Genomic DNA, 24,103 nt, shown 5'->3' with positions numbered 1-24,103 from the left:
TCAAGCGTTCTAGGGTATCACAATTTTTACCCGTCAGCGCGAGTTTGTGGAGGCACTCAGTGGCTTAACCCCGTACTTTTGCCGTAAAGCCAGAGGCCTTAAATTGCTCCAGTTGTAAAGGTGGCGGTTGGTCGTAGGGGACACTAATGCGAATTTCAAAATCGCTGATCCCCGGTGGAATCACCTCAATGGTGCCAACCCGTGTGCGGTTTTGCAGGACAGGATTGCCATTGGCATCATAAATGCGACCAAAGACATCAGCATCCACCACCGTCTTACCTGATTTATTTTCTGCTTTGCCCGTAATCAAATAGCAGTTGGCCTTGAGGGTGGTGCCTCCGGGTGTGACTGAACCTTCACCAATCTCCGGCGGGCATCCGTGGTAACTTAGGTCAAAAAGTCGCACTTGAATGGTGGCGATCGCCGGCAAAGTTGCAATACTAGACCAGCACAACACACTTAGGAGCACACACAGCAGCCCCCGGCGCAGGTATGCCACAAACCGATTCGCACTCATGGTTATCGCTCAGCACTTCAACACGCCCCTATTATCCCACAGTGGTCAAAACCCACAGATCAACCGCTGCCAACAGTAGGGTAAAAATTGCCAAAATACCGTACATCCATGGCTGAGCAAGGGGTTTAACACCCTCTGTAGGCAACCCCGTATGGGCTTCGATGGCACGCATCATTTGGGCAAACCCCGCCACTCGCATCGGCAAGAGATACCCCTGACCTGTGGCAGTCACAAGGTAATAAACCAAGCCCCCTTGGCTAGTACGGCGGGGCTGAAGACCCTGAATGTCTGACCAAGCCAGTTGCCACTGCCGCCGCAAGAAGGGGGGGACCCAGCGGGGATAGGTGAGACGGATGCCCTCAGCATCTAGCTCTACCCGTTGACTCAGCGCACCCCAGAGCAAAAGGCCGCCAAGGGCGATCGCTCCCCAAAGCAGCTGAGGTGACACCGGAGCCGCCGTCTGCACTGCCAGCAGGGGGAGGGGAAGCGTGAGGGCACCATAAAGGGCAATGAGCGTTCCAGAAATCAAGGGCGAGGTTTTGAAGCGCAGGGGTTTAGTCATTGTCGTTGCCTAGTTATTGCCTAAAGGGTTCATCATTCATCCATCAATAGAATAACCAAGTGGCAAAGGCATATTTGGTGCCCTGCACCACTGGTAAAGCCGTATGGGGATGGGTGTAGTAGGCGGGAAAAACAACGACATCACCGGTGCGAGGCGTGACCTTCACCCCTTGGCGATCGAAGTAGGTTTCTCCCCCTTGAAAGTCCTCGTTCAGGTAGCCCACAAGACTCACATCCCGCGTGGGAATACCTTGTGCCAGTTCCATTTGCCGACTGGCCAGCAATAGGTTGTCCACATGGCGGCGATAGCCCTCACCCACCCGATAGCGCAGGATCGAGAAGTTCTCAATTTCAGGAAAGCGAATGCCATAGTGCTGGTAGAGGACGATTTGAATCGTTTGTGTGGCTTGGAGAAGAATCTGCCGCATCTTGTCCTGTTGAGGGTCTTGGGGATCAAAGCGTAGTAGGCCGCCACCGCGCACCGAGCGATCCACCGTCCCCATGAGAATTTGCGCATCCTCAAACCCCACCTTCTCAGCCGTAGCAATCACTTGCTGACACTGGCGAGCCGGAATCAAACGCTGGAAGAGGAGAATCTCACCCCCCAAGTCAAGAATTTGCAATGGTGCAGCACTCATAGGGCAAAGATTGTCGCTATCTCTACCATAGGTTTAGGGGAGGCGTAGTTGCACCGGCACTTCACTTTGAACATTGCCACTGACAATCACCTCCTGACGATCGAGCCACCCTTTTGCCCGCTGTCCCTGAACTTGGAGACGGGGATGGCTCTGGCGGTAAAAGACCCCCCCTTGGGCTTCCACTTCCTGTTGGGGAATGCGCCAGATCAGTTGAGCGGTGCGTAGGTGGGCATTGGGGCGCTGGATTTCCACTTGACCACTGGCTTCCACCCGCTGTTGAGGAATCCACCAATTGAGGCGTTGGGCACGCAGTTGCGCCTGTTGGGGTTGGCTATTGATTTGGGCATTGTCAAAGATGGCGCGGTTTTCAGCAATCAGGAAGACACCGCGATTGGCCTGTCCTTGAATTCCTTGGGTGGGGTACGCTACGCGCAGGGGGCGATCGCTCACCAATTGCTGCTGGGGAATCAACCAGCGCACCATTTCTCCATCAACCCGTAGGGCAGGGTCAGGAAGTTGCACCTGTACGCCCCCCTCAAGGGTGACCACTTGATCACTAATTGACCAAATCGCCCTTTGGGCTTGTAGCCGCTGCCCTTGGCGATCGCCCGCCACACCGACAACTGTGACGCCCCCTTCACCCACAACCCCTGCCAATAGGCGATTGGGCTGCTGCTGCCAGACTAGACTCTCGGTGTTGAGCCGCAGATCTTTAACCTCCTTGGCTGCTGAAGTCACCTGAACAGCATTGAGGGCACGCAGTTCTTGGCGTTGGCTATCGGCTTCGAGGCGCTTGGCGGTAACGGTGACTTGGGGATAGCGGGCTTGTAGGTTTTTCTGGGCAATGAGCACCCCGCGATCGCCCTGCCAAACCAATTGATCGGCCACAATCCTGCCCTTGTGCTGGAGATCGGTGAGCGTGGTGCGGCCCTCAATCCAGAGCTGTCCCTGCCGCTGTCGCACCTTGACCACCTTGGCTGCCACCTTGTAGGCGGGCTTGCCCTCTGCCTTTAATTCTCCCGTTAAGTTTTGAATCTCCAGTTGCTGGCGATCGTCATCTTGGTAGCGTGCTCCCGCCGCTTGCAGAAGCCAGAGGAGTTGACCTTTTTCATTGGTCTGGCGCAGGGTGAGATTCTGGAGCTGCACCTCACCCGTAATCTCTGGTTCTGGCGATGGCTCCTCGCCTACCCATTGATCCACCCAACCACAGCCGGCTAAGGCCAGCAAAAGACAGAGTGGTAGGGTGCTTCTAAGCAGACGCATTGTTATTGTCGAGGTTGTCTAGGGTCTCTGGTGAGTCTTCAGCAGCAGACGTCTCTTGGGTTTCAGGAGGTTCTTGACCCCAATGGGGAGTCACAATGGGGGGTGGCGTCAGGCTACCCGTGACGGGGCGGTAGGTATAGGTCGGTCGGGGTGCTTTTTGGATTTCTTCGCGAATGCTCTCCAGATCAATGTAGCGATCAGCAACGTTAATGAGGCTATCGCTCGTCATCGATCGCAAGCTCACCACCTCAACCCGTGCCCCGCGATAACTCACCGCATCCACCGCATAGGCCAAATCGCCATCGCCGCTGACCAAGATGGCAGTATCATAGCAGCCCACCAGTGCCATCATATCCACGGCAATTTCCACGTCAAGATTCGCCTTTTTAGAACCATCGGGGAGTTGGACGAGTTCCTTGGAGACAACACGATAGCCATTGCGGCGCATCCACAGCAAAAACCCCTGCTGTTTTTCATTGGTGGGGTCAACCCCCGTGTAGAAGAAGGAGCGAAAGAGCCGCGAGCCTTGGGTCAGGTGGCAGAGGAGCTTTGAATAGTCAATTTCGATACCCAGTTGCAGTGCTGCATAGAAGAGGTTCGAGCCATCAATAAAGATGGCAACGCGCCCGCGATTTTGTAACACCTGTTCTGGTGTGTAAATAACTGAAGACGAAGATGTAACCATGTAGAAATCATCTCAAAAAAAGTGTGTTATCGAAATATGAAGTCATACCTCTAGCGTATCGCGCGTCAAGGGGAATCGGCGACGGTTGCAGGGAGCGACAGTTTTTGGAAAATCGGCTCTGGATTGGCCAGAGATTGTGACGCAGGTAAAACACCCCACTGGGCTTGGCGATCGCCCAAAAGGTCTGGGGCAACTGATCCTTTAAATTTCACATTGTAGCCCAACTGTCCATAGATGGCCTCACTCAGTTGGGGGATAATCGGGGCCAGGACATAGGCCACAAGGCGCACTGACTCCAAGACACAATAGAGGATTTCCGCAACTGCTTGAGTTTCTCCAGCCTTATAGCGTTTCCAAGGTGCCTCTTCATCAAGGAACTTATTCCCTGCCCGTGCCAGCGTCAGTGCCTGTTGACACACCTCATGGAAGGCCAGTTGCCGATACCCTTGGCCATAGGTTTGGCAGAGGTGTTCTGCCAGTTGCCGCAGGGGATGCTCGCGTGGAATCGCTGACCCTTGGACATTGGGCACCTTCCCATCGGTATATTTCCACGCCATTTTCAGCGTGCGATTGAGCAAATTCCCTAGATCATTGGCCAGATCCGCATTGAGGATATTGACAAAGCGGGTCTCACTAAAGTCCCCATCGCGACCAAACTCCACCTCCTTCATGAAGTAGTAGCGCACCGCATCGGCACCGTATTGTGCCACCAAGCCAAAGGGATCAAGGGTATTCCCCAGACTTTTGCCCATTTTTTGACCATCCTTCGTGAGAAAGCCATGGACAAAGATCTGCTGCGGTAACGCTAAACCCGCAGACATCAACATTGCAGGCCAAGAAATCGCATGGAAGCGCAGAATATCCTTACCAATCATGTGCAGGTTAATTGGCCACCACGTTTTGAGGGCATTGGCGAGGGTTGGCTCATCCTCCGGTTCAAGGAGCGCCGTGACATAGCCCAAGAGGGCATCAAACCAGACATAGAGGGTTTGCTCTGGGTCTGTAGGCACGGGAAAGCCCCAGGCCAAGTTCACCCGCGAAATGGAAAAGTCCTGAAGCCCCCGCTCAATAAAACTCAGCACCTCATTGCGACGGCTAGGGGGCTGCACAAAGTCAGGATGTTCAGCGTAGTAGTCCAGCAGCGCTTGCTGATACTTCGAGAGACGGAAAAAATAGTTGCGCTCGTCTCGCCATTCCACCGCGCGGTTGACATGAATGGGACAGCGCTGACCGTCAAGTAACTCCCGTTCTTCCTTGAACTCCTCGCACTCGACGCAGTACCAACCCTGCTGCTGACCGAGGTAAATGTCGCCGTTGTCCCAGACCCGCTGAAAAAACTCAGTGACAATTGCCTGATGGCGAGGACTAGTGGTGCGGCTAAAGCGATCGTACTGGATATGCAGTTGCTGCCAGAGGGTTTGAAAGCCAGCGGCAATTTCATCACAGTGGGCTTGAGGACTGAGACCTCGCTGTTGTGCTGTACGCTCAATTTTCTGGCCATGCTCATCGGTACCGGTAATGAACCGCACCTGATAGCCCTGCAACCGATAAAAACGAGCCAGTACATCGGCAGCAATTGTGGTGTAGGCACTGCCAATGTGGGGAAGAGCATTGACGTAGTACAGGGGGGTAGTCAGTGAAAAGCGCGGTGACAAGCGGTGTTTCTCCCTATGGGGTTGAGCAAATCGCGTTATTTATCATAGTGCCATCAGTGCCGAGGGTCGTAGCTTGGGCTTGATCCTCTTGAGAATCGGGGAGGCGATCGCCCACCGCCAGATCCACCCATATACTCAGGGAGCCTTCCTGTTCTCTCCCGTTGGCCGCCAAATCACTGTGGCACAGGTACAGGCGATCGCTCACCCGTGAGCATAAATCCACCAATAGATGCGCTAGACGTTCCGATTCTAATTGCCACAGCCGCGCACTAGGACTGGCCGCTCCTTGACGCAAAAAGATCGGTGCCTGCCAAAGGCATTGCAAACCGCCCTCCTGCCAGCGCGGACTTCCAACATCTAACCAAAAATGCCAGCGATGAGCCAGTTGGGCACTGCGGTATTGAAACGTGGTGGCAAGGAGCACCCCTTGGGATTGCCGCAATGGCGGTGCTGGATCTGCCGTCACTGTTCCCCGCCGTAGCAGATAAATCCATTCCCGCAGTCGCTCAGCCGTTGGCGTGGCTCGGTGCTCTGGGAGGTGATCATAAATTTGCCAGTAGGCGGCGGTGCTCTCAAGGAGCGATCGCAGGGGAGTCAATTCACTGGTCGTTAGATTTTGCGGCCAGAGATAGCGCTGAATGGCAGCCTCAAGGAGATACACAGGGAGCTGCTGGGGATCAAGGTTCCTCAGCCAATGGCGAAAGTCCTCATAGGCCGCGGTGGCACGATGGCCAAAGCGATCCCAGTGGCGATACTGCGTGGCCGGCAGCAGTTGGGGTTGCTCGAGATCCGGCTGAAAACAATAGTGGGAGAGCAAGCCAGCACGTACTGGATCGATCTCGCGGGGCCGAAACACGGTGAGCATCTCCGCAACTGCCGTAGCTTCTGGGTAAATGCCCGTTCGCGGATAAACAAAAATCAACAGAGTCAACAGGGCACGCACGTGGGGGGATTGAATTAAGGGGCGTTGCTCATTGAAGATCACAAGGGGAATGCCGCGTTTTTTTAGCTCAGTGCTGAGGACATAGCGGGCAATACTATCTAAACCCGGCGCAAGGATAGCAATCTCCGTCGGCTGCACTATCCCCTGATGAACGGCAGTGGCAATGGTTTCAACAACCTCCTGTAACAGTTGCATCCGCGAGGTGGTTTGAATTGCCGTAATTTTCTCAGGCAGGGTGGATTGGGGGGTCATCAGCCGTGCTTGAATTTCAGCTTGGAGATTGGTCTTGCCAAAAATGGTTTCTGAGCAGTGGGGTCGTTCAGTCACCGTCGCTTGGTTTTTTAGGCTGAGAAAGGCATTGGGATCGGCTCCGAGGCCAAGACGTACGGCGCCCACGGGTTGGTAGGTGAGGACAATTTTAATCCCCTGTTCCTTGAGACGTTCTAGCAAGTCTGCCATCACCGCTGGATAGTTGTGGGTGTTGTCGGCAAAGAGACACTGAAACCGTTGCCCCAAGGAGGTTTGGTATCGGGGATGGTCAAGGAGAACCCGCCCGAATAAATCCGTGGTGATGCCGTAGGTGAGCAGGCTGTGGGCAGTACACCAACTTTGCCACTGTTTCAGGACACTGACGATCGCCCCCACGGTTTCTGAAGGCATCTCAAGCTGCTGATCCCAAATGAGTTGGGGCAGGTCATCAAGGCTAAGGCGAGCAAAGGCAGCCAGTTGAAAAATATCGAGGAGATGGCGAGTGGCGCGATCGCGATTTTCACTGAGGACAGCAAAGGTATTCTTCTCAAGCCAAGGCTGCCACAGCCGCTGTGCCCACACCAGTTCCGTTTCCGGCGGAAGATGCAAAGGCGGATGGGGATGAACCGCACCCACTTGCACCAACAGGGGCCAAAAGTGTTCCACTTCGTCCTGCATGAATCCCACGGGTGTAGCGATGTAGGGAGCGTAGCCACTGCCCAATTGAGACTGAATTTCCCTCTGAATTGCTTGGCGACCCTCCACCGTATCCGTCAAAAAGAGGAGCGATCGCTCGCGGGGAATAACCGATTGGGAAGTGTCCTGCCCTTCATGGAGCCACTCAGCAAACTCCCTCACGAGGGCATAGGTTTTGCCACTGCGACTACCGCCACTAATCCACTGCAACACCGCCAACAAAGCCCGCAAAGTCAATTTGCTACGATTTTATCTATCCTATCGATTTATTGCTTTTGCGGTAGCCGTTAAGAACAACAGCAATGTCCAGCAATCCCTTTATTCGCCTCAGAGACTGGATCAAGCGTGCAGAACAGTGGTATCTCACAACTCCTAACCGCGCCCTACAGGAAGCCTATGAAGCCGCTCTGAAAATTCGCGCCATTGAACTGGAACACTTTGACGGTCAACCCATTAGTCCCCTCAATCTACCCGTGGGCGAAGTCTCTAGCTATTTCGAGACAGAGCTAAAACAACTGCTGAAAACCATTCGTATACGGATGACGGAGTTTCGCGCGAGCCGTCAAATTTTGCCCCTTGCCCCCCCCCAAAGTTCCCCCACTCCTGTGAATGGCAGTATCAATGACGCAACGGCAACCTATACGGTGACGGCTACCGTCAGTAGCACGACGGCGGAACCCAGCGTTTATGAAAAGCTGCGGGTCATTGACGCCACTCTCAACCGCTATAAACGGCAGCACAAAAAGGAACTCAATGCCCTCGCCCGTCCCAGCCTCAGTCGCCAAGACCCCCAACAACGCCAGCAGGCGGATGCCCTCGACAAAATTGAGGACGATTCTCTCTACCTATCGGAATATATCAGTGATGATCTCACCGATGATTCCAAGCTGGACAGCAGCAGTTTTATTCCCCGCTCGATTTTGCGCACCGCCGATCGCTTTCGGCGTGAACTCAATTCTGATGAAACCACCGAAGCTGAAGTCGTTCGCGACTTTCGCACCTCCAAGCTGCGCACCCGTCTGGCAGTGCGCTTTATGCTGTTGCTGGTAATTCTGCCATTGTTAACTCAGCAAATTTCCAAAGCACTGATTGTCAGTCCCTTGGTCAACCACTTTAAGGCAGTAGGGCAGATTGAACGCATCATTAACTCACAATTGGAAGACAACATTCTCGATGAACTGGCTCGCTTTGAAAATAAAATTCGCTTTGAAAGTCTGGTGAGCAATGTCCCTGTTTCCGCCGAGGAAATTCAAGCCCGCATCCGCGAGAAGGCAATCGAGCTATCCACAGAGTATCAAAAGGAACTTATTGAACCCCTCAAAAATATCCTCTCCGATGCCTTGGGGTTTACCGTCTTTCTAGTGCTGGTTTTCACAGGTCAGCGGCAACTGGCCATTGTCAAGGCCTTTTTGGATGAAGTCGTCTATGGCCTCAGTGACAGTGCCAAAGCCTTTATCATTATCCTGTTCACCGATGTATTTGTCGGATTCCACTCCCCCCATGGCTGGGAAGTATTGGTCAACAATACCCTCGAGCACTTTGGCTTTCCTCGCAATGAGGACTTTATCAATATGTTTATTGCCACGTTTCCGGTGATGCTCGATACGGTGTTTAAGTACTGGATTTTCCGCTATCTCAACCAGATTTCCCCTTCAGCGGTGGCCACTTACAAGAATATGAACGAATAGCTTAGGACGGAACGATGGGTTGCAGGATGGGACAGATGGTACCCTCTAGGGGTTGCGCGGGCGATCGCCAGCCGGACAGGAGGCCTTGGAGTTCCTGCTTGAGAATGTGCAACTGCTGAATTTGCGCCTCAATCGCCGCCAATTTTTCCCCTAACTTTTCCTTGATGCGGTCACAGGGAATCTCACCACGATCGTACACCTCAAGAAAAACTTTGATTTCACTCAGGGTGAGGCCGAGGGACTGGGCGCGCTTAATAAAACTCAGGCGAGCAAAAACATCCTCAGCAAAGAGGCGATAGCCACCACTAGTTCTGCCAACAGTTCGCAACAGCCCCAATTCTTCGTAGTAGCGAATGGTCTTGACGGGCAGGCCACTGCTGTGGGCAACAGTACCAATTCGATAGGCGGCAGCATTCATCGCCGTTTTCCCAAGATCAATCCTAAAGTGATTTCATAGAAGACCCACTCTTGATCCTAAATTTTTTGCCCCCTAGCAGCTAGGTCACCCCTTTAAGAAATTGCCTAATCTGCGCTATAATCATGAAGCTACGCGGATGTGGCGGAATTGGTATACGCGCACGTTTGAGGGGCGTGTGGCTTTGCCTTGCGAGTTCGAGTCTCGCCATCCGCATTTTTTATGGGTGAATAAAGAAGGCGATTGCCAGCACGAGGTAGGTGATCATCAGCAAAACACCCTCTAGCCAATTCGTGCGCCCATCATTGCTAATGGAGTTGGTGATGGCAACTGCGGCCATAACGGCCAACAACTCAAAAACATTAAAGCTCAGGTTCATCTGCGGTTGACCCAAGAACCAGCCCACCAGCACAAGCACTGGCGTCACAAAAAGGATGATCTGCAAGCTAGACCCAATCGCCACCGCCACTGCCCCTTCCATACAATTATTGAGGGCAAACTTGATACAGGTGATGAACTCGACAACACTGCTGAACACGGGAATGAGAAATACGCCTATAAATAACTGCGTCAGTCCCATTTCACTAATGCTGTCCTGCAAGCTATCCACGAGGATGTCGGAAACAAAGACCAGCAAAATCGTACCCACCAGCAGAATGGCAACGGCCACCTTGAGATTGACGGCGGGGGAGGGTTCCTGGCCAGCGATCGTCTCATCCAGCAAGTAGAGGTGACGATGGGTTTTCATGGAAAAGAGCAACATCAGACCGTAAAAAATCAGCAGTAAAATTGCCGACGCATAGGAAAAGCGATCAATCAAGTGAAGCTGCACACTGGGCGCTACCGCCTGAATCGCCGTCGGGGTCATCAGCACAATCACCGAGAGGGTGAGGGCAGAGGCATTAATGCGTGCCACAGGTGCCGAGAACTGCTGCTCTGGAAACCGGATGCCCCCCACAACAATGGCCAGCCCCAATCCCAAAAGCAAATTGGCAATAATGGCACCGCTGAGACTGGCTTTCACCACCTCTGCAAGACCCTGACGCAGGGCGACAATGGCAATAATCATCTCCGTCACATTACCGAAGGTGGCATTCAAGAGTCCCCCAAGGGCAGGGCCAATGACTTCAGCGATTGCCTCTGTAGAATTGGCAATCCAAGCCGCAAGGGGCACAATGGCAAGGCCACTGAGGATAAAGCTCACCATTGGCGGCATTTTGACGATAAAGTTAAGGAGAGCAAGGGGTACAAAAATCAGTAGGCCTAGCAGAATTTTTTCCTGTGTTGTCATGGATCCATGCCCTTGAGCGAATCATCAACTGACTGTCTCCACCTCTCGGGAATTCGCTACTACGGCTATACGGGCGCCCTACCAGAGGAACAAATTCTCGGCCAGTGGTTTGAGATTGATATTAAGCTCTGGTTTGATATGACACAAGCAGCGGCCAGCGATCGCCTAGAGGACACTCTTGACTATCGCCCCCTTTTGCAGGCCATTGAACAGTTAATGCAGCAGCAGCGCTTTCAGTTAATCGAGACCCTAGCGGCAGCGATTCTGAACCTTTGCCTTGCCCCTTCCCAAGTGCAGCGGGCTGCTGTGCGTGTGACGAAACTTGCCCCGCCAGTGCCCAACTTTACGGGTCAAATTAGTGTCGAAATGGTACGCCCCCATGCCAAATCGCCTTAGCCAGTGCCAAAGTCTTTATTTGCGCAAGCATGCCGAAAACCCCATTGACTGGTGGCCGTGGTGTGATGAAGCCCTCGCCAAGGCGGCTGCGGAGGATCGGGTGATTTTTCTCTCGATTGGCTATTCTAGTTGCCACTGGTGCACCGTCATGGAGGGGGAAGCCTTTTCGGATCTGGAGATTGCCGCCTATCTCAATGCTTATTTCTTGCCGATTAAGGTGGATCGCGAGGAGCGTCCCGATATTGACAGCATCTATATGCAGGCCTTGCAACTGATGACGGGTCAAGGGGGCTGGCCGCTGAATATCTTTCTCACGCCTCAGGATCGCCGTCCGTTTTATGGCGGTACCTATTTTCCTGTGCAACCGCGCTACGGTCGTCCGGGCTTTTTACAGGTGTTGCAGGCAGTGCGCCGCTTCTATGACCAAGAAAAGGACAAGCTCGCTGCCCAACAGGCCACCCTCTGGCAATATCTCGCCCCCCCCGCTGAGATGGGAGAGGCCGTCCCCCTGACTGAAGAACTCCTAAGGGCAGGGATTCGCCAAGTAACGCCGATTTTGCGCGATCGCCCCCAAGGCACCTGCTTTCCGATGATGCCCTATGCCCAAATGCTGCTCCAGGACTTGGCTTTCAGTCCCAACCCTCCCGAACTATTGCACCTGTGTCGGCTGCGGGGATACAACCTCTTGCAGGGGGGCATCTATGACCATGTGGGCGGTGGTTGGCATCGCTACACCGTGGATCCCCAATGGACAGTGCCCCACTTTGAAAAAATGCTCTATGACAATGGCCAGATTGTGACGTATCTGGCGCGGCTGTGGCAGCAGGGCGATCGCTCCCCCCAAATTCTGGCGGCAATTGCCCAAACCATTCAGTGGCTCGATCGCGAAATGACTGCCCCTGAGGGCTACTTCTATGCGGCGCAAGATGCCGATAGCTTCGTTAGTGCTCATGATCCGGAACCCGAGGAGGGTGCCTTTTACTGCTGGCAGTATGCAGAATTAGAGGCAGTTTTAACCTCCACAGAATTTGCGCAACTGCAAACCTATTTTGACATTTCTCCTCAGGGCAACTTCGAGGGCAAGATTGTGCTCAAGCAAGTGCGCCCCCCGGAGAATCCTGAGGTACTGGTGCCAATTTTGCGCAACCTCTTTGCCCGCCGCTATGGTGCCGATACGCCCATGGATCAGCCCTTTCCCGTGGCCACCGATAATGCAAGCGCAAAAGAGCGGGCTTGGCCAGGACGGATTCCTCCGGTCACCGATACAAAAATGATTTTGGCGTGGAATGGCCTGATGATTACTGGCTTAGCCACGGCAGCCCAAGTCTGGAGACAGCATGCCTACTGGCAACGAGCGGCCAAAGCAGCCCAATGGCTCCACGAGCACCAATATCAACAGGGCAAACTTTACCGCCTCAACTATGGCGGCACTGTGGCCGAGGTGGCTCAGGCCGAGGATTATGCCTACTGGATCCAAGCCCTCCTTGCCTTGCATCAAGCCAGTTTAGCCGTGGGAGAAGCGGCGCAGCCGTGGCTGGAGCTGGCCTGTCGGTATCAAACGCTGTTGGATCAGGAATTGGGAGCTAGGGATGGTGGCTACTACAATGCACCCGAGCGAGCCGACTTGATCGTCCGCCAGCGGGAAGGCGTGGATAATGCGACCCCCTCTGCCAATGGGGTGGCGATCGCTAACCTGATCCAACTCTTTTTGCTCACGGAGAATGCTGCGTATCTCGAACAGGCAGAACAGGGACTGCGCTTTTTTAGCCAACTCATACAGGACTCCCCCCAGAGCTGTCCCAGCCTATTGGCAGCGTTGCAGTGGTATCTCCACCCTGTCTGTGTCCAAGCCCGCCCTGAGCAGGTGACTTCACTCTTAGATCGGTATCTACCCACTGCTGTGCTCAAGGTTCGCGATGACCTAGCGCCTGTGGCTCTCGTCTGTGAAGGATTGCGCTGCCGTGAACCGGCGCTGACCCCCACCCAACTGCAACAACAACTGGAGACTCTATTTCCTGCGGTGAACTATGGCTGAGTCCTTGCGTCGTACGCCCCTCTATCCCCTGCATCAAGGAGCACGATTTACCCCCTTTGGCGAGTGGGAGATGCCCTTGCAGTACAGCAGCATTTTGCAGGAACACCAAGCGGTGCGGCAGCGGGTGGGGATGTTTGATATTTCCCACATGGGCAAGTTTCTCCTGCGCGGCCCTGAGGCGATTGCCGCACTGCAAGAACGGGTGCCCACCAATCTCAGCCGTCTGCAACCCGGCCAAGCAAAATACACCGTTCTCCTCAATGAGGCTGGGGGCATTGTCGATGATGTCATTCTCTACATTGGTGATGACCAAGTGCGCTGTATTGTCAATGCGTCCACCACTGCCAAGGACTGGGCATGGTTTCAGAAGTACTTGCCCCCTAGCATTGAGTTCATTGATGAGTCGGCAACACAGGTGCTCATTGCGCTCCAAGGCCCGGCGGCAACGGCAACGCTGGCTCCCTTGTGCGATCGCCCCCTAGGGGAGATCAAAACCTATCGCCACTGCGAGGTCAAGCTCTTGGAACAGCCCGCTTGGATTGCGCGTACGGGCTACACGGGCGAAGAGGGTTGGGAAATTCTTGTCGCACCAGAACTGGGGCAACAGTTGTGGCAAACACTATTGGCGGCGGGGGTTAGTCCCTGCGGTTTGGGGGCACGGGATACGCTGCGGCTAGAGGCAGCCATGCTCCTCTACGGCCAAGACATGGATGAGCAAACAACGCCCCTAGAGGCGGGTCTCGATTGGCTGATTGATTGGCAAAAGCCCGATTTTGTCGGTCGTGACGCCCTCTTGACGCAAAAGCAGCAGGGGATTGAACGCCAATTGGTGGGTTTAGAACTGCTGGGCAAAGGCATTGCTCGCCACGGCTATCCTATCTATGCGGAGGCACAGGCCGTGGGGGAGGTCACCAGTGGCACATTGTCTCCCACCTTGGGGAAGGCGATCGCCCTTGGCTATGTTTTTCCAGAGTTTGCCCACATCGGTCGTGAACTGGAGGTGCAGGTGCGCGATCGCCGCGTGCCAGCCGTGGTGGTTCCTCGCCCTTTCTATCGCCGTCCTCGGTAGCCGCTGCAATTCCGCTAAAATTTGATTCAACTTTGATTCATCAGGGGTCAAGCGCAACGAATGCTGGAAACCTGCCCTCGCTGTTCTGCCCGTTTAGGAAAGCCGCTGTCTTCTGGCCGTCAAGTGTGTAGTGCCTGCGGTTGGAGTATGGTGGTCATTGAGCGATCGCCGCCACCGCCACCCACGGGATTGCACCTGCTTTTGAGTCAGATCGGGCGGTTGATCAAGCGTTTTTTCCAGTATCTAGGAGTACAACTGCAACTCTTGCGGCGATCCCTGACCTCCCGTTCTCAGCAGCAACAACCTCGGCGCAACCTATGGGAAAGCCTCGTCATCAAACTCAAACACCTAGAGGAGAAAATTCCCACTGGTGACCCCAACAAAGAGTGGTTGACTCCTGAAGAGGCTTTTCAACTGTTGGGGGGAGACCCAGCGAATCCCCGTTCAAAGGTTAGCACCCTCGATGGCAAGCGGCGGATTGGCTTATCGGCCTTTCGACGACTGGTGAATACCGCAGAGTACGCAGATTTTGGCTTTCAATACTCTAGCGATCGCCACCTAAAAAATTTACCCTATCTGCGCCGTCTGCCTCGCCAACCCTAGGGCGATCGTAGGCTGAGAATAATCTGCCACTCCTGTTCAGTGACCGGTTGTACCGAGAGACGACAGCCCTTTTGCAGCAGCAGCATCCCCTCTAGGCCGGGGGTTTGCCGGAGTTCCGCAAGCGTAATCGGGGGCACAAAGTCACGGCGATATTGGATATCCACCATAAACCAGCGGGGATTGTCAGGGGTGCTTTTCGGATCAAAGTAGCGACTGTCGGGGTTCCAAGCAAAATGATCGGGATAGGCGGGCTTAACGACTTCGGCAATCCCCATGATTGCTGTCGGCTGAGCATTGCTGTGATAAAAAAGCACGCGATCGCCCACCTGCATCTGATCGCGAATAAAATTGCGCGCTTGGTAGTTGCGTACCCCTTCCCAACAAGTGGTCTGTTGGGGTGCTGCCTGCAAATCCTGCCAAGAAAAAACGCTTGGCTCCGACTTTAGTAACCAAATCCCTGCCATGAAACCATTGGTAAGCGTCGGTTTAGAGGTCTGCCGTCCCCAAGCTACAGCGTAGCAAATCCTCAACGGTTGCACAGTAAGGAGTCAGGCCCAAGACTTGAGGATTGAGCACCGTCTCATAGGTAAAGTTGCGATAGTTCAAGCAAAAATAATCCCACGGCGACATCTGCACTCGAAATACTCGCACAAAGAAGTTGATCACTGGCAATGTCAAAGGGATTTGCAGATAAATGGGAAGTTTTGCAGCAGCGCACAACTGGGCCAACATCTCATTGACAGTAATTGGCGGGTTACCCAGAGCCACCCGCCGCGGCACCGGATAGTCAGGATGCTGCAACAGGTAGAGAACCACTTGGGCAATATCGCGGGCATGGATAAAGTGAAAACTGGCATCAGCGCGGAAAAAGCGAGCCAACCACAACCACTTGAGGATTTCGCGGATGCCTTCGGTGATAAACGAGGGACGCTTGCCATCAGGACCACCGCCAAACACCATTGTTGGAAACAGTTCAATCACGCGATCGCCCACAGGCAACTGCTCAATCGCATGAAGACACTTGTACTTGGAGCGAATATACTCTGTGCCTAGGGTACCTGCCTCTGGCAGCGGCTGCATCTGATGATTGAGAATACTCGCCGTTGAAAAATAAAATACCCGCTGGCAGCGTTGCGGATCCAATTGCTTGAGGAGATGGCAGGTTTGCTCGTAGTTGATGGCAAAGACATTGTCCCCACCCCAAGCAGTTGCCGTTAGGATCGCAATATCGAGGGTTGGCAGCAAGGGTTCCAAGGGGGTCAAATCCATCAAATCCCCCTGAATCACGTTCACCCCGGCTCTTTGGTGAGGATTAATTTGCAGCCGTGCCGGATCTCGCACCAGCAAAAAAAGCTGGTGATCCGTCTCTTGGATCAGCGCCTCAGCGATGTATTGACCAATGCAACCACTGGCACCCGTGATCAAGATGCGCATTAGCCGAGGGACTTCACCAGATCAAAGAGAAAACCCACATTCTCCTCAGGGGTTCCTTGGAGAACGCCATGGCCAAGGTTAAAGATATATTTGCCCTTGCGACCCGCTTCAATAATCTCCAAAGCACGTTCCTTGAGCACCGGCTGCGGGGCAAAGAGCATCACGGGGTCTAAATTTCCCTGAAGGCCAACACTGGCAGGAAACTGCTGCCGAATCGTGCCAATATCCACGGTCCAATCAAGGCTGACGATGTCCACCCCCGCTGCCGCCATGCGATCTACAACTGCCGCACTGCCATTGATGTAGAGGATGATGGGCACATCGGGATAGACGGCCTTGACCTGTTGTATCACCTGCTTTTGGTAGGGGAAGGCAAAGGTATCGTAGTCCCGGCGGCTGAGTTGACCTGCCCACGAATCAAAGAGCTGCACCACCTGAGCACCACAGTCAATTTGATAGCACAGGTAGTCGGCAATTGCAGTGGCCAAATGGTTCAGGAACTTGTGGAGCAGGTCTGGCTCGCGGTAGGCCATGGTTTTAATTTCAATGTAGTCCTTGGAGCTTTTGCCCTCAATGGCGTAGGCCGCAAGGGTCCAAGGGGCACCGGCAAATCCCAGCACCGTGGCGCGATCGCCCACCTCTTGGCGCAGGGTCGCGAGAATCGGACGAATAAAGGGACAAGCCGCCTCCACTTCCAAGGGATGGAGTTGTTGCACCTGCTCAAGGGTGCGGATCGGTGGATCGATGATTGGGCCTTTACTCTCAACAATGTCAAAGGGAATACCAATCCCCGGCAAGGGCGTAAGAATATCCGAAAAGAGAATCACGCCGTCGGGAGCAAAAGCACGGAAAGGTTGGAGCGAAATTTCAATGGCGAGTTCAGGAATTTCCGATCGCTCGCGAAAGGAGGGGTAGCGATCGCGCAGGTCACGATAGACCTTCATGTAGCGTCCAGCCTGCCGCATCAGCCAGATGGGGGGACGCTCAACACTTTCACCACGGGCAGCACGTAGAAGTAAAGGGGTGGTCATCCTAAAATGTGTAATTCCAATCATTTTCAATGGCTCTGGAAGACTCGCTCAGCAAGCCCTATTGAAGTCAGGTGTTGCCTGCGATTCACAGAGTTTAACCCTACAATCATACCGTAGGGGGTGATCGCTCCCACACCTCAGAAGAGAATTCCCTTGCCTTACCATGCGCGGGGCTGAAACTGCGGCTCGTTGAGAATCGCCACGCCATCTGCCGACTGTGCCAACACAAATAGCCCCCTTGAATGGCCGCAGGAACCTAGACAAGCTCAGATTGCGTTGCTCGATGAATCATAGTTGAAGGGAGTGTACCTAGCCACATCATCAGCTACGCTGTTTCTCTGCCCTTCCTGAAGCTCATCGGAGGGAGTAAAGGAAATTTTTAGCAGGGGTGTTAATTTTGTCGCAGAAGGTGGGTATGTTGATTGCTAGAGGCGAATATGTCTTGACCTAAGGAGTCTCAACAATATGAAAACCGAACTGAAAGCGAAATTCCTCCAGCACCTGCTGGCCAAGAAAAAAGCCAACGAAGGCTTCACCCTAATTGAACTACTGGTGGTGGTCATCATCATCGGTATTTTGGCCGCCATTGCCCTGCCCTCCATGCTCAACCAAGCCGCCAAAGCCCGCCTATCTGCTGCCAAAAACGCGGCTGGTGCCGTCAACCGTGCTCAGCAGGCCTATCGTCTGGAGAAGACCGCCTTTGCTAACAACGTAACTGAATTGGGTGTAGGTACCTCCATTACTGCTGTTGATGGATATAGTGTATCCATGGCTGGTGGCAACCCGACAACAGCACAAATTTCTCTCACTGCCACTGACACTGCTGGTACAGGTGTTCAAGGCTGCGTTACTGCTACTACCGGCACGACAAGTGCAACTGTGGTAACAGGTAGTAACAATAATGCACCAACTAACTGCACCTAAAGCTAGTTAAACCAGTCAAGAATAAAATAACTCTTAAGCTTAGCTAGGAATATTTTTCCTAGCTTTTTTGTTTATCATATGTTTACCACTACTTAGTAATATCTATGCGCTTACTGTTCGTTGATCCTTCATCACTCTCTTATACAGTTGAGACACCAAAAAAAGATCCTTTGGGAGGATCACAATCGGCACTCTGCTACTTGCTATCTACCCTCCATGAGAAAGGGCAGGAGGTCTTTCTAGCTAATAACTGTCAAAAGATAGCTGTTGTTGATGGAATTCTCCATCTACCACTATCTGCTCTTTCTAAGGCAACTTTGACTTTTATTCAACCTGATGTTTGTATTGTGCTCAACAGCACTTCTTCTATTCAAGATTTACGAACAGTACTACCCACAAGTACTAGCTTGGTTTTGTGGACGCAGCATCACGTTGATCAACCAGGAGTGCAAGACTTAAGTGATCCTGTAGTTGTATCTTTAATAGATCGTATTGTTGTTGTCAGCGAATGGCAGCGGCAGCAATACCTAACTAAGTTTAAGCTTGAGCCTGACCTGCTCGTTGTCTTACGTAATGCAGTTAGCCCGTATTTTGAACATCTATTTTCTCCAGAAGAATCCATCTTAGAACAAAAGCTACCTAACATAAGGCTTGCTTACACAAGTACCCCTTTTCGTGGACTAGAGCAGTTATTAGAGATTTATCCAAGGCTGTACCAGAGGTACCCAAATCTAGAGTTACAAGTTTACTCTAGTATGAATGTTTATCAAGTCAGCCCTGCCGAAGACAGGTGGCAGGCACTCTATGAAAAATTCAAAAATCTTCCAGGAGTCAACTACCATGGCTCGTGTTCCCAAAGAACATTAGCGGAAGCCTTAAAGAAGATTGCTATTTTAAGTTATCCCAATACTTTTCCTGAAACTTCCTGTATTTCTGCCCTTGAAGCAATGGCTAGTGGTTGCTTTATTGTTACATCTACACTAGGTGCACTTCCAGAAACAACAGCAGGCTTTGCAGAATTGGTGGAATTCACAACTGACTGGCCAACTTACCAAGCAAGGTATGGTCAGGCTCTAGCACGAATTGTAGAGCGATTCTACTGCCCAGAGAATCATATCAAGTTAGAAAGTCATTTACGAAGTCAGGTCGAATATATCCATGATCACTATACTTGGCAACGTCGTGCAGATGAGTGGATCAATTGCTTAGAGTCCTTAATAAATAGTCAACCTGTTATATTAACTGCTGAGAGTTGGAAAAGCCGTCTTGAATTTCACCTTAAAAGTGGGCACTATCAACTAGTTATTGATACTTGTATTCAGTTGATTGAGAAATTTCCCGAAGATTCTGTTTGGTTTGCATATCAAGGTGCTGCGTACATTCTACAAGGAAAAGAAACAGAAGCACAATTGTTATGGTCTCTCTGTATGACTGAATATCCTGAGGAGCAGTATCTTAATGCTAGTCATAATTGGTCTAAAATCTTAATTAATTTAGCAAATTATGAAAAGTTTTCATTGGAAAATAGATTTGCTTTTGCGAGCTATGCTTATGAGTTCCAAGCTACTCTTGAAACATCCGCTACTCTTTTGGATTTATTTATTAAACTATCTTTACCGCCTGATGATATTAAGTCTCTGATTAGTAGTTTGAACAGTGTTCGCTTTGAAAATAGTGAAATAACAGAAGATGATAAAATATTTGTTTTAGAAATATTAAGAAAACTATTAGTTGATTATGAAATTGATGAAGAAACTAATAAATTGATCGAAAACTGGGCAGAGCAGCTAAACTTACAAAAAGAAATGAGCCATTTGCTATTTGAGCTGATCTTAAATAATCCAGAGAAAATCGCAAAAAGTATAGCGAAAACCTATATGAAAATCTCAGTGGTTGACTTTGCTGCCTATCATTTTCTGGCTTCAGCTCTCATTAGGTCAAAGTCACCAGAGCTAGCGTTAGTGTGTGTTAACTCACTTCTAGAAGATTCCTTGAATTTAACTCCAATTGGTAAAGATTTGGCCTTGACCCGTAAAATAGAAGTTTTGCAGACTTATAAATACAATATAAAGTTGTTGCAAGAAATTGATTATTTGTGCAGGCAGTGGCTAGATAACATTGATAATTTTAATAGCTATTATGAACATTTAAATAGCGAGAATATTACTCTTCCTACTTTGTTTTATACCGTTTCTTCTTATTTTGCATTAACACATCATATTGATCAGCCAGATTTTCTAAAACCAATTTTCAACCACAGAAACCAATTAGCTCAGGAAAAAGTTCCTCTCTTTTACCAGCTTGATAAGTATCAACGCATAAAGAAAAGTTCCTTATACAACATTTCTAAACTTGAAAAAATAAAAGTGGGCTTTATTGGTGTTTGTTTCAAAACACATCCCGCTGGAAATCAAATCCGCTCTTTTATCCGCATGCGCAATAGAGATACCCTTACATTATACGCCTACAGCATTGAGTACAGAAAAGAATCATCTGATAGCATGCGTGAATGGTTCAAGGCTTCTTTTGATTACTTTCGACCTCTTACGGAACCTGATCCAGAAAAAATTGCTACTATCATACATGATGACGACTTGGATGTCTTGATTGACCTTGATAGCTGCACTATTGATATGTCTTGGATGGCTCTCCATCTGAAGCCAGCGCCTGTACAAGCAACATGGGTAGGTTTTGATGCTAGCGGAATACCAACAGTAGATTACTTTATTGTTGACCCCTACATTCTCCCTGAGGGGGCGCAAGCATGGTATACAGAGACGCTGTGGCGACTGCCGGCTTGTTATCTCTCCCTTGATGGCTATGAGGTCGCTAATAAAACAGGAATTCGCGATCAATTGGGGCTGAGTGCCGATACAGTAATCTTTCTCTGTGCCCAGCGAGCTAGCAAAATTCAACCAGAAATGCTTAAGCTGCAATTTGCCATTGTTGAAGCAGTTCCTAATGCCGTACTCATTATCAAGTACCATGCTAGCAGCTCGGTTTTTGAAGAGTGGTGCCGCAGTGTTGCGGAAGCTTATGGCTTTGACCTTAACAAACTTTATTTTCTGACCCCAAATCCAAGCGAGATCCACCGCGCCAATCTCTACGATGTAGATGTGGTACTCGACACCTATCCCTATGCAGGTGGGGCAATGAGTCTCGAAGCCCTGTGGTTAGAGGTGCCGATTGTTACGAAGGTGGGTCAGCAGTTTGTAGCGCGTCACACCTACACCTTCCTGAAAAATGTCGGGGTTGAGGAGGGGATTGCCTTCAATGATGAGGAGTATGTGAATTGGGGGATTCGTTTTGGAACAGAGCCAGAACTGCGACAGCGGGTGAGCTGGAAACTGCGGCAGGCTAAGCGCCATGCGCCCCTGTGGAACCCGCAACGGTTTAGCCGCGAGATGGAGAAGGCGCTAGCTGCAATGGTAAATCGGTATCGGACAGGGGAGATGGTTGTGCCACCACGGCATCGAGTGGGGGAGTAGCTCATGCTATCGAGTTTGTTTAATTTTCGCCATAGAGTTCAATGTCTATAAGTATTTCAGATACCTTGGGAGCCTCAAATTACGAAAACGATACAAAGAGTGACTTGAATCCAACCATCAAGGCTGAGGTTTTCCCCTAGTATCTAAATTGGAGCGTGATGGCTCCCTGCCTTTTCCATACATGAGAGGACAAGATTCATGGCAACTTACAAAGTAACGCTAGTGCGTCCTGATGGAAGTGAAACGACTATTGATGTGCCTGAAGATGAGTACATTCTGGATGTGGCCGAGGAGCAAGGTCTAGACTTGCCCTTCTCCTGCCGTGCCGGTGCTTGCTCCACCTGTGCTGGGAAGCTGCTGGAAGGGGAAGTCGATCAGTCGGATCAGTCCTTCCTGGATGATGATCAAATTGAAAAGGGCTTTGTGCTCACCTGTGTGGCCTATCCCCGCTCTGACTGCAAAATCCTCACCAACCAAGAGGAAGAACTCTACTAGGGCAATTTTGCACAATGTATCTTGCTGGGGCGGTTGTCGTTGGGCATCGCCCCTTTATTTTGAGGCTGGAGTCCTTAAGATAGAGGTAGTGATTGGTGCCCGCTAATGGTTTCCGACTTGCCCCCCACTGGTGATTTGATTATCCGTCCCTTGACCTATCGGGATGTGGAGGTGGTGGAACAGCGGCTGTGCCATGAAGGGGTACACGATCAGCCTTTTGGTCTGCCGTCCTTGGCGGGCGGACTGATGACCTCACCGCTGCATCTCCTGCAGTGGCTAACGGGGATGAGCAAGCAGCGCATCTATGTTGCGGAGCGGGACAACCAAGTGTTAGGCGTTGTGCAGGTGGCTCCCTTTAATGAAAGTCGCACCACATGGCAGGTGCAGCAATTGGCCGCCCAAGAGTTTACGGAGGTGGGTACACAACTCCTACGCCACTGTTTTAGTACCCTTGTGGAAGCCCGTACGTGGATGGTGGAAATCAATATTGACCACCGTGAGGCACTAGACCTCTACCGCCAAAATGGCTTTCAACCCTTGGCACATCTCACCTACTGGCAGATTTCAGCGGATCAGTTGGCAGAACTGGCACAGGGCACGCCTTGCTTGCCTAATTTGCTCAAGGTCACGAATGCCGATGCACGGTTGCTACATGAGTTGGATACGATGTCGATGCCGGCATTGGTGCGCCAAGTCTTTAATCGCCATTATCGGGACTTTCAAACGAGTCTTTTGGATTGGCTACACCACGGTTTGGCCAGTTGGTCACAACAGGTACAAGTGCATCGTGCCTACGTGTTTGAACCGCAGCGGAAGGTGGCGATCGCCTCCTACACACTCCATACCAGCCAAGATGGACACACGCCCCACTGGCTAGACTTAACGGTGCATCCTGCCTATACAAATCTGTATCCAAGGGTACTAACCCACATTGCTCGCTTGGTGCAGGCCTATTCGCCCGTACCTCTACTGCTGTCTTCGACGGATTACCAAGGGGAGCGAGAAGCCTACCTTGAACGCTGGGCTGAGCCTATCCGCCGCAGTTTAATGATGTCGCGCTCGGTGTGGCACAAGGTACGGGAAGTGCGATCGCCCCTGCCGGAAGGCTTGACCTTATCAGAAGTCCTCCAAGGCCTGCAAACCCATCGCCGTCCTCAACCGGGTCAGATTAATACCAAAGAGGGAGCACAGGCCTACTACCACGAGCATCCCCCCGAAAACACGTCGCCCCCAGAAGCCCAATCCTAATCTTGGGAGAGGGAAATTTCTGAGGTTTCAGTATAGCCTTGGAGGGCTTGCAGGAGACGCTGGATTGCGGTTTCATTGTCGAGGGGTAGCCGTTCAGGCTCAGCAACAGCGGTGCGCTGCGGGAGCTGCGGTAGATTTTCGAGGGGTTGACCGTAGGTATTGCCCTTGGTGGCCAGCGGTGTACTTTGGGGTAGCGGATTGAGGAAGCTAATCTGCTCGGGCAAGTAGAAGATGGGTTGTAGTTGCTCTAGGGGGAAGGTGCCATAGCCTTGGGCATCCGCTGGATGGTGTTGCCAGTAGTCCAAGAGCGTCTGGCGATCGCAAAAACCCAGCATCTGTGCCTGACGGCGATCGCGATCCAAACCAACAGCAACCGCCAAATCGGCGTTAATCACCCCCAAAAATGTCGGGCAATGAATCCACAGGGACTCTGCCGTCTCGACAGGATAGATAGATAACTGCACCCCTTCCAAATTGAGATCCGCAATGTTCACAAGGTCAAGAACCTCTGGCCGCTCGCACCATGTGGTACTTAACGTGAGAGCGTCTAACAGTTCCTCAAAATCATCCTGCTTGCTAGGAACTCCCTCATTTTCCCACCAGTCAATGAACGCATAGAGGGCAACCAAATAGGGCAGCACCTGCCGTTGCCGAGTGGGACGACATCCCTGAAGCACCGCATGGGCGGCATCCAATATCAGGGAACGAATGGGAACCGTCGGTGCCAAAAAGGAAGTCATAGCTGTCGTTATCCAAAGCAAGTACGAAAAAGCGAGGCT

General features: G+C 51.8%; 22 protein-coding genes and 1 tRNA gene. 10 read left to right on the top strand and 13 right to left on the bottom strand.

Features of this window, described 5'->3' with window-relative positions; translation table 11 throughout:
- Positions 1-64: 64 nt before the first annotated feature.
- From NBE99_RS00245 to NBE99_RS00215, 7 genes are all read right to left on the bottom strand, one after another.
- Complete coding sequence (locus NBE99_RS00245; RefSeq protein WP_315897274.1) at positions 65-517, bottom strand: hypothetical protein; 453 nt, start codon at positions 515-517, stop codon at positions 65-67.
- 31 nt (positions 518-548) lie between these two features.
- Complete coding sequence (locus NBE99_RS00240) at positions 549-1,079, bottom strand: hypothetical protein (RefSeq protein ID WP_250682534.1); 531 nt, start codon at positions 1,077-1,079, stop codon at positions 549-551.
- A 43-nt stretch (positions 1,080-1,122) separates the two neighbouring features.
- Positions 1,123-1,716 carry a 2OG-Fe(II) oxygenase gene (locus NBE99_RS00235; protein ID WP_250682533.1) on the bottom strand — a complete coding sequence of 198 codons (594 nt, stop codon included), beginning with the start codon at positions 1,714-1,716 and terminating at the stop codon, positions 1,123-1,125.
- A gap of 33 nt (positions 1,717-1,749) precedes the next feature.
- Entirely contained in the window at positions 1,750-2,979 is a 1,230-nt protein-coding gene (gene lptC / locus NBE99_RS00230) for an LPS export ABC transporter periplasmic protein LptC (RefSeq protein ID WP_250682532.1), read from the bottom strand.
- On the bottom strand, positions 2,966-3,664 hold the full coding sequence (locus tag NBE99_RS00225) for an NYN domain-containing protein (protein WP_250682531.1): 699 nt from the start codon (positions 3,662-3,664) through the stop codon (positions 2,966-2,968). The genes lptC and NBE99_RS00225 overlap by 14 nt, the downstream gene beginning before the upstream one ends.
- Positions 3,665-3,729: 65 nt before the next feature.
- Positions 3,730-5,319, bottom strand: coding sequence for a methionine--tRNA ligase (gene metG, locus NBE99_RS00220; protein ID WP_250682530.1), 1,590 nt, complete (start codon positions 5,317-5,319; stop codon positions 3,730-3,732).
- Between the two features lie 13 nt (positions 5,320-5,332).
- Complete coding sequence (locus tag NBE99_RS00215) at positions 5,333-7,438, bottom strand: hypothetical protein (protein WP_250682529.1); 2,106 nt, start codon at positions 7,436-7,438, stop codon at positions 5,333-5,335.
- A gap of 71 nt (positions 7,439-7,509) precedes the next feature.
- On the opposite strand from NBE99_RS00215, the gene pxcA reads away from it, so the two are divergent.
- Complete coding sequence (pxcA, locus tag NBE99_RS00210) at positions 7,510-8,895, top strand: proton extrusion protein PcxA (protein WP_250682528.1); 1,386 nt, start codon at positions 7,510-7,512, stop codon at positions 8,893-8,895.
- 1 nt (position 8,896) lies between these two features.
- Here the strand turns inward: pxcA and NBE99_RS00205 are convergent, their stop codons facing one another.
- The gene (locus NBE99_RS00205; protein WP_250682527.1) at positions 8,897-9,313 is read right to left on the bottom strand and encodes a heavy metal-responsive transcriptional regulator; all 417 of its coding nucleotides are present in this window, start codon (positions 9,311-9,313) and stop codon (positions 8,897-8,899) included.
- 132 nt (positions 9,314-9,445) lie between these two features.
- Here NBE99_RS00205 and NBE99_RS00200 point away from each other — a divergent pair.
- Positions 9,446-9,526: transfer RNA gene (locus NBE99_RS00200), tRNA-Leu, on the top strand.
- Between the two features lie 4 nt (positions 9,527-9,530).
- On the opposite strand, the gene cax is transcribed toward NBE99_RS00200, so the two are convergent.
- Positions 9,531-10,601: a calcium/proton exchanger gene (gene cax, locus NBE99_RS00195; protein ID WP_250682526.1), complete on the bottom strand. Its 1,071-nt coding sequence runs from the start codon at positions 10,599-10,601 to the stop codon at positions 9,531-9,533.
- Positions 10,602-10,607: 6 nt separating this feature from the next.
- On the opposite strand from cax, the gene folB reads away from it, so the two are divergent.
- From folB to NBE99_RS00175, 4 genes are read left to right on the top strand one after another with little or no spacing between them, the layout of a single operon-like run.
- Entirely contained in the window at positions 10,608-10,997 is a 390-nt protein-coding gene (folB, locus tag NBE99_RS00190) for a dihydroneopterin aldolase (RefSeq protein WP_250682525.1), read from the top strand.
- A complete protein-coding gene (locus NBE99_RS00185) occupies positions 10,981-13,032 on the top strand; it encodes a thioredoxin domain-containing protein (protein WP_250682524.1) in 2,052 nt (683 codons plus the stop codon). Before folB ends, NBE99_RS00185 begins: the two co-directional genes overlap by 17 nt.
- Positions 13,025-14,101, top strand: coding sequence for a glycine cleavage system aminomethyltransferase GcvT (gcvT, locus tag NBE99_RS00180; protein WP_250682523.1), 1,077 nt, complete (start codon positions 13,025-13,027; stop codon positions 14,099-14,101). Before NBE99_RS00185 ends, gcvT begins: the two co-directional genes overlap by 8 nt.
- A 60-nt stretch (positions 14,102-14,161) precedes the next feature.
- Positions 14,162-14,704 carry a hypothetical protein gene (locus NBE99_RS00175; protein ID WP_250682522.1) on the top strand — a complete coding sequence of 181 codons (543 nt, stop codon included), beginning with the start codon at positions 14,162-14,164 and terminating at the stop codon, positions 14,702-14,704.
- Here NBE99_RS00175 and NBE99_RS00170 read toward each other — a convergent pair.
- The 3 genes from NBE99_RS00170 to hemE are packed head-to-tail and all read right to left on the bottom strand — an operon-like array spanning position 14,701 to position 17,169.
- Positions 14,701-15,168: an EVE domain-containing protein gene (locus NBE99_RS00170; protein ID WP_250682521.1), complete on the bottom strand. Its 468-nt coding sequence runs from the start codon at positions 15,166-15,168 to the stop codon at positions 14,701-14,703. The two genes, NBE99_RS00175 and NBE99_RS00170, sit on opposite strands and share 4 nt — an antisense overlap.
- Before the next feature lie 22 nt (positions 15,169-15,190).
- Complete coding sequence (locus tag NBE99_RS00165) at positions 15,191-16,138, bottom strand: NAD(P)-dependent oxidoreductase (RefSeq protein WP_250682520.1); 948 nt, start codon at positions 16,136-16,138, stop codon at positions 15,191-15,193.
- A complete protein-coding gene (gene hemE, locus NBE99_RS00160) occupies positions 16,138-17,169 on the bottom strand; it encodes a uroporphyrinogen decarboxylase (protein ID WP_250682519.1) in 1,032 nt (343 codons plus the stop codon). The genes NBE99_RS00165 and hemE overlap by 1 nt, the downstream gene beginning before the upstream one ends.
- A 465-nt stretch (positions 17,170-17,634) precedes the next feature.
- Here hemE and NBE99_RS00155 point away from each other — a divergent pair, with 465 nt between their 5' ends.
- The 4 genes from NBE99_RS00155 (at position 17,635) to NBE99_RS00140 (ending at position 23,324) form a co-directional block, all read left to right on the top strand.
- Positions 17,635-18,093, top strand: a complete 459-nt coding sequence (locus NBE99_RS00155; RefSeq protein ID WP_250682518.1) for a type IV pilin protein — start codon at positions 17,635-17,637, stop codon at positions 18,091-18,093.
- Positions 18,094-18,197: 104 nt separating this feature from the next.
- On the top strand, positions 18,198-21,581 hold the full coding sequence (locus tag NBE99_RS00150) for a glycosyltransferase (protein ID WP_250682517.1): 3,384 nt from the start codon (positions 18,198-18,200) through the stop codon (positions 21,579-21,581).
- Positions 21,582-21,779: 198 nt separating this feature from the next.
- Positions 21,780-22,076 (top strand): ferredoxin PetF1, encoded by a 297-nt coding sequence (petF1, locus tag NBE99_RS00145; RefSeq protein ID WP_011056851.1) that lies wholly within the window; start codon positions 21,780-21,782, stop codon positions 22,074-22,076.
- Between the two features lie 105 nt (positions 22,077-22,181).
- Positions 22,182-23,324 (top strand): GNAT family N-acetyltransferase, encoded by a 1,143-nt coding sequence (locus NBE99_RS00140; protein WP_250682516.1) that lies wholly within the window; start codon positions 22,182-22,184, stop codon positions 23,322-23,324.
- Here the strand turns inward: NBE99_RS00140 and NBE99_RS00135 are convergent.
- Positions 23,321-24,064 carry a DUF1822 family protein gene (locus NBE99_RS00135; RefSeq protein ID WP_250682515.1) on the bottom strand — a complete coding sequence of 248 codons (744 nt, stop codon included), beginning with the start codon at positions 24,062-24,064 and terminating at the stop codon, positions 23,321-23,323. The genes NBE99_RS00140 and NBE99_RS00135 overlap by 4 nt on opposite strands.
- Positions 24,065-24,103 lie beyond the last annotated feature (39 nt).

Origin of the sequence: Thermosynechococcus sp. HN-54, assembly GCF_023650955.1 — a bacterium.
Lineage (GTDB): Bacteria > Cyanobacteriota > Cyanobacteriia > Thermosynechococcales > Thermosynechococcaceae > Thermosynechococcus.
The sequence above is the reverse complement of the archived record's forward strand: the minus strand, read 5'-3'. Positions and strand labels throughout refer to the sequence as shown.

Bases quoted from the DNA above. Each gene is read 5' to 3' on its own strand.
- cax (WP_250682526.1), bottom strand. From the start codon at position 10,601: ATGACAACACAGGAAAAAATTCTGCTAGGCCTACTGATTTTTGTACCC.
- NBE99_RS00175 (WP_250682522.1), top strand. From the start codon at position 14,162: ATGCTGGAAACCTGCCCTCGCTGTTCTGCCCGTTTAGGAAAGCCGCTG.
- NBE99_RS00155 (WP_250682518.1), top strand. From the start codon at position 17,635: ATGAAAACCGAACTGAAAGCGAAATTCCTCCAGCACCTGCTGGCCAAG.
- NBE99_RS00135 (WP_250682515.1), bottom strand. From the start codon at position 24,064: ATGACTTCCTTTTTGGCACCGACGGTTCCCATTCGTTCCCTGATATTG.
- NBE99_RS00225 (WP_250682531.1), bottom strand. From the start codon at position 3,664: ATGGTTACATCTTCGTCTTCAGTTATTTACACACCAGAACAGGTGTTA.
- NBE99_RS00240 (WP_250682534.1), bottom strand. From the start codon at position 1,079: ATGACTAAACCCCTGCGCTTCAAAACCTCGCCCTTGATTTCTGGAACG.
- NBE99_RS00235 (WP_250682533.1), bottom strand. From the start codon at position 1,716: ATGAGTGCTGCACCATTGCAAATTCTTGACTTGGGGGGTGAGATTCTC.
- NBE99_RS00165 (WP_250682520.1), bottom strand. From the start codon at position 16,138: ATGCGCATCTTGATCACGGGTGCCAGTGGTTGCATTGGTCAATACATC.
- NBE99_RS00245 (WP_315897274.1), bottom strand. From the start codon at position 517: ATGAGTGCGAATCGGTTTGTGGCATACCTGCGCCGGGGGCTGCTGTGT.
- pxcA (WP_250682528.1), top strand. From the start codon at position 7,510: ATGTCCAGCAATCCCTTTATTCGCCTCAGAGACTGGATCAAGCGTGCA.
- gcvT (WP_250682523.1), top strand. From the start codon at position 13,025: ATGGCTGAGTCCTTGCGTCGTACGCCCCTCTATCCCCTGCATCAAGGA.
- folB (WP_250682525.1), top strand. From the start codon at position 10,608: ATGCCCTTGAGCGAATCATCAACTGACTGTCTCCACCTCTCGGGAATT.
- lptC (WP_250682532.1), bottom strand. From the start codon at position 2,979: ATGCGTCTGCTTAGAAGCACCCTACCACTCTGTCTTTTGCTGGCCTTA.
- NBE99_RS00170 (WP_250682521.1), bottom strand. From the start codon at position 15,168: ATGGCAGGGATTTGGTTACTAAAGTCGGAGCCAAGCGTTTTTTCTTGG.
- NBE99_RS00150 (WP_250682517.1), top strand. From the start codon at position 18,198: ATGCGCTTACTGTTCGTTGATCCTTCATCACTCTCTTATACAGTTGAG.
- NBE99_RS00140 (WP_250682516.1), top strand. From the start codon at position 22,182: ATGGTTTCCGACTTGCCCCCCACTGGTGATTTGATTATCCGTCCCTTG.
- NBE99_RS00185 (WP_250682524.1), top strand. From the start codon at position 10,981: ATGCCAAATCGCCTTAGCCAGTGCCAAAGTCTTTATTTGCGCAAGCAT.
- hemE (WP_250682519.1), bottom strand. From the start codon at position 17,169: ATGACCACCCCTTTACTTCTACGTGCTGCCCGTGGTGAAAGTGTTGAG.
- petF1 (WP_011056851.1), top strand. From the start codon at position 21,780: ATGGCAACTTACAAAGTAACGCTAGTGCGTCCTGATGGAAGTGAAACG.
- NBE99_RS00205 (WP_250682527.1), bottom strand. From the start codon at position 9,313: ATGAATGCTGCCGCCTATCGAATTGGTACTGTTGCCCACAGCAGTGGC.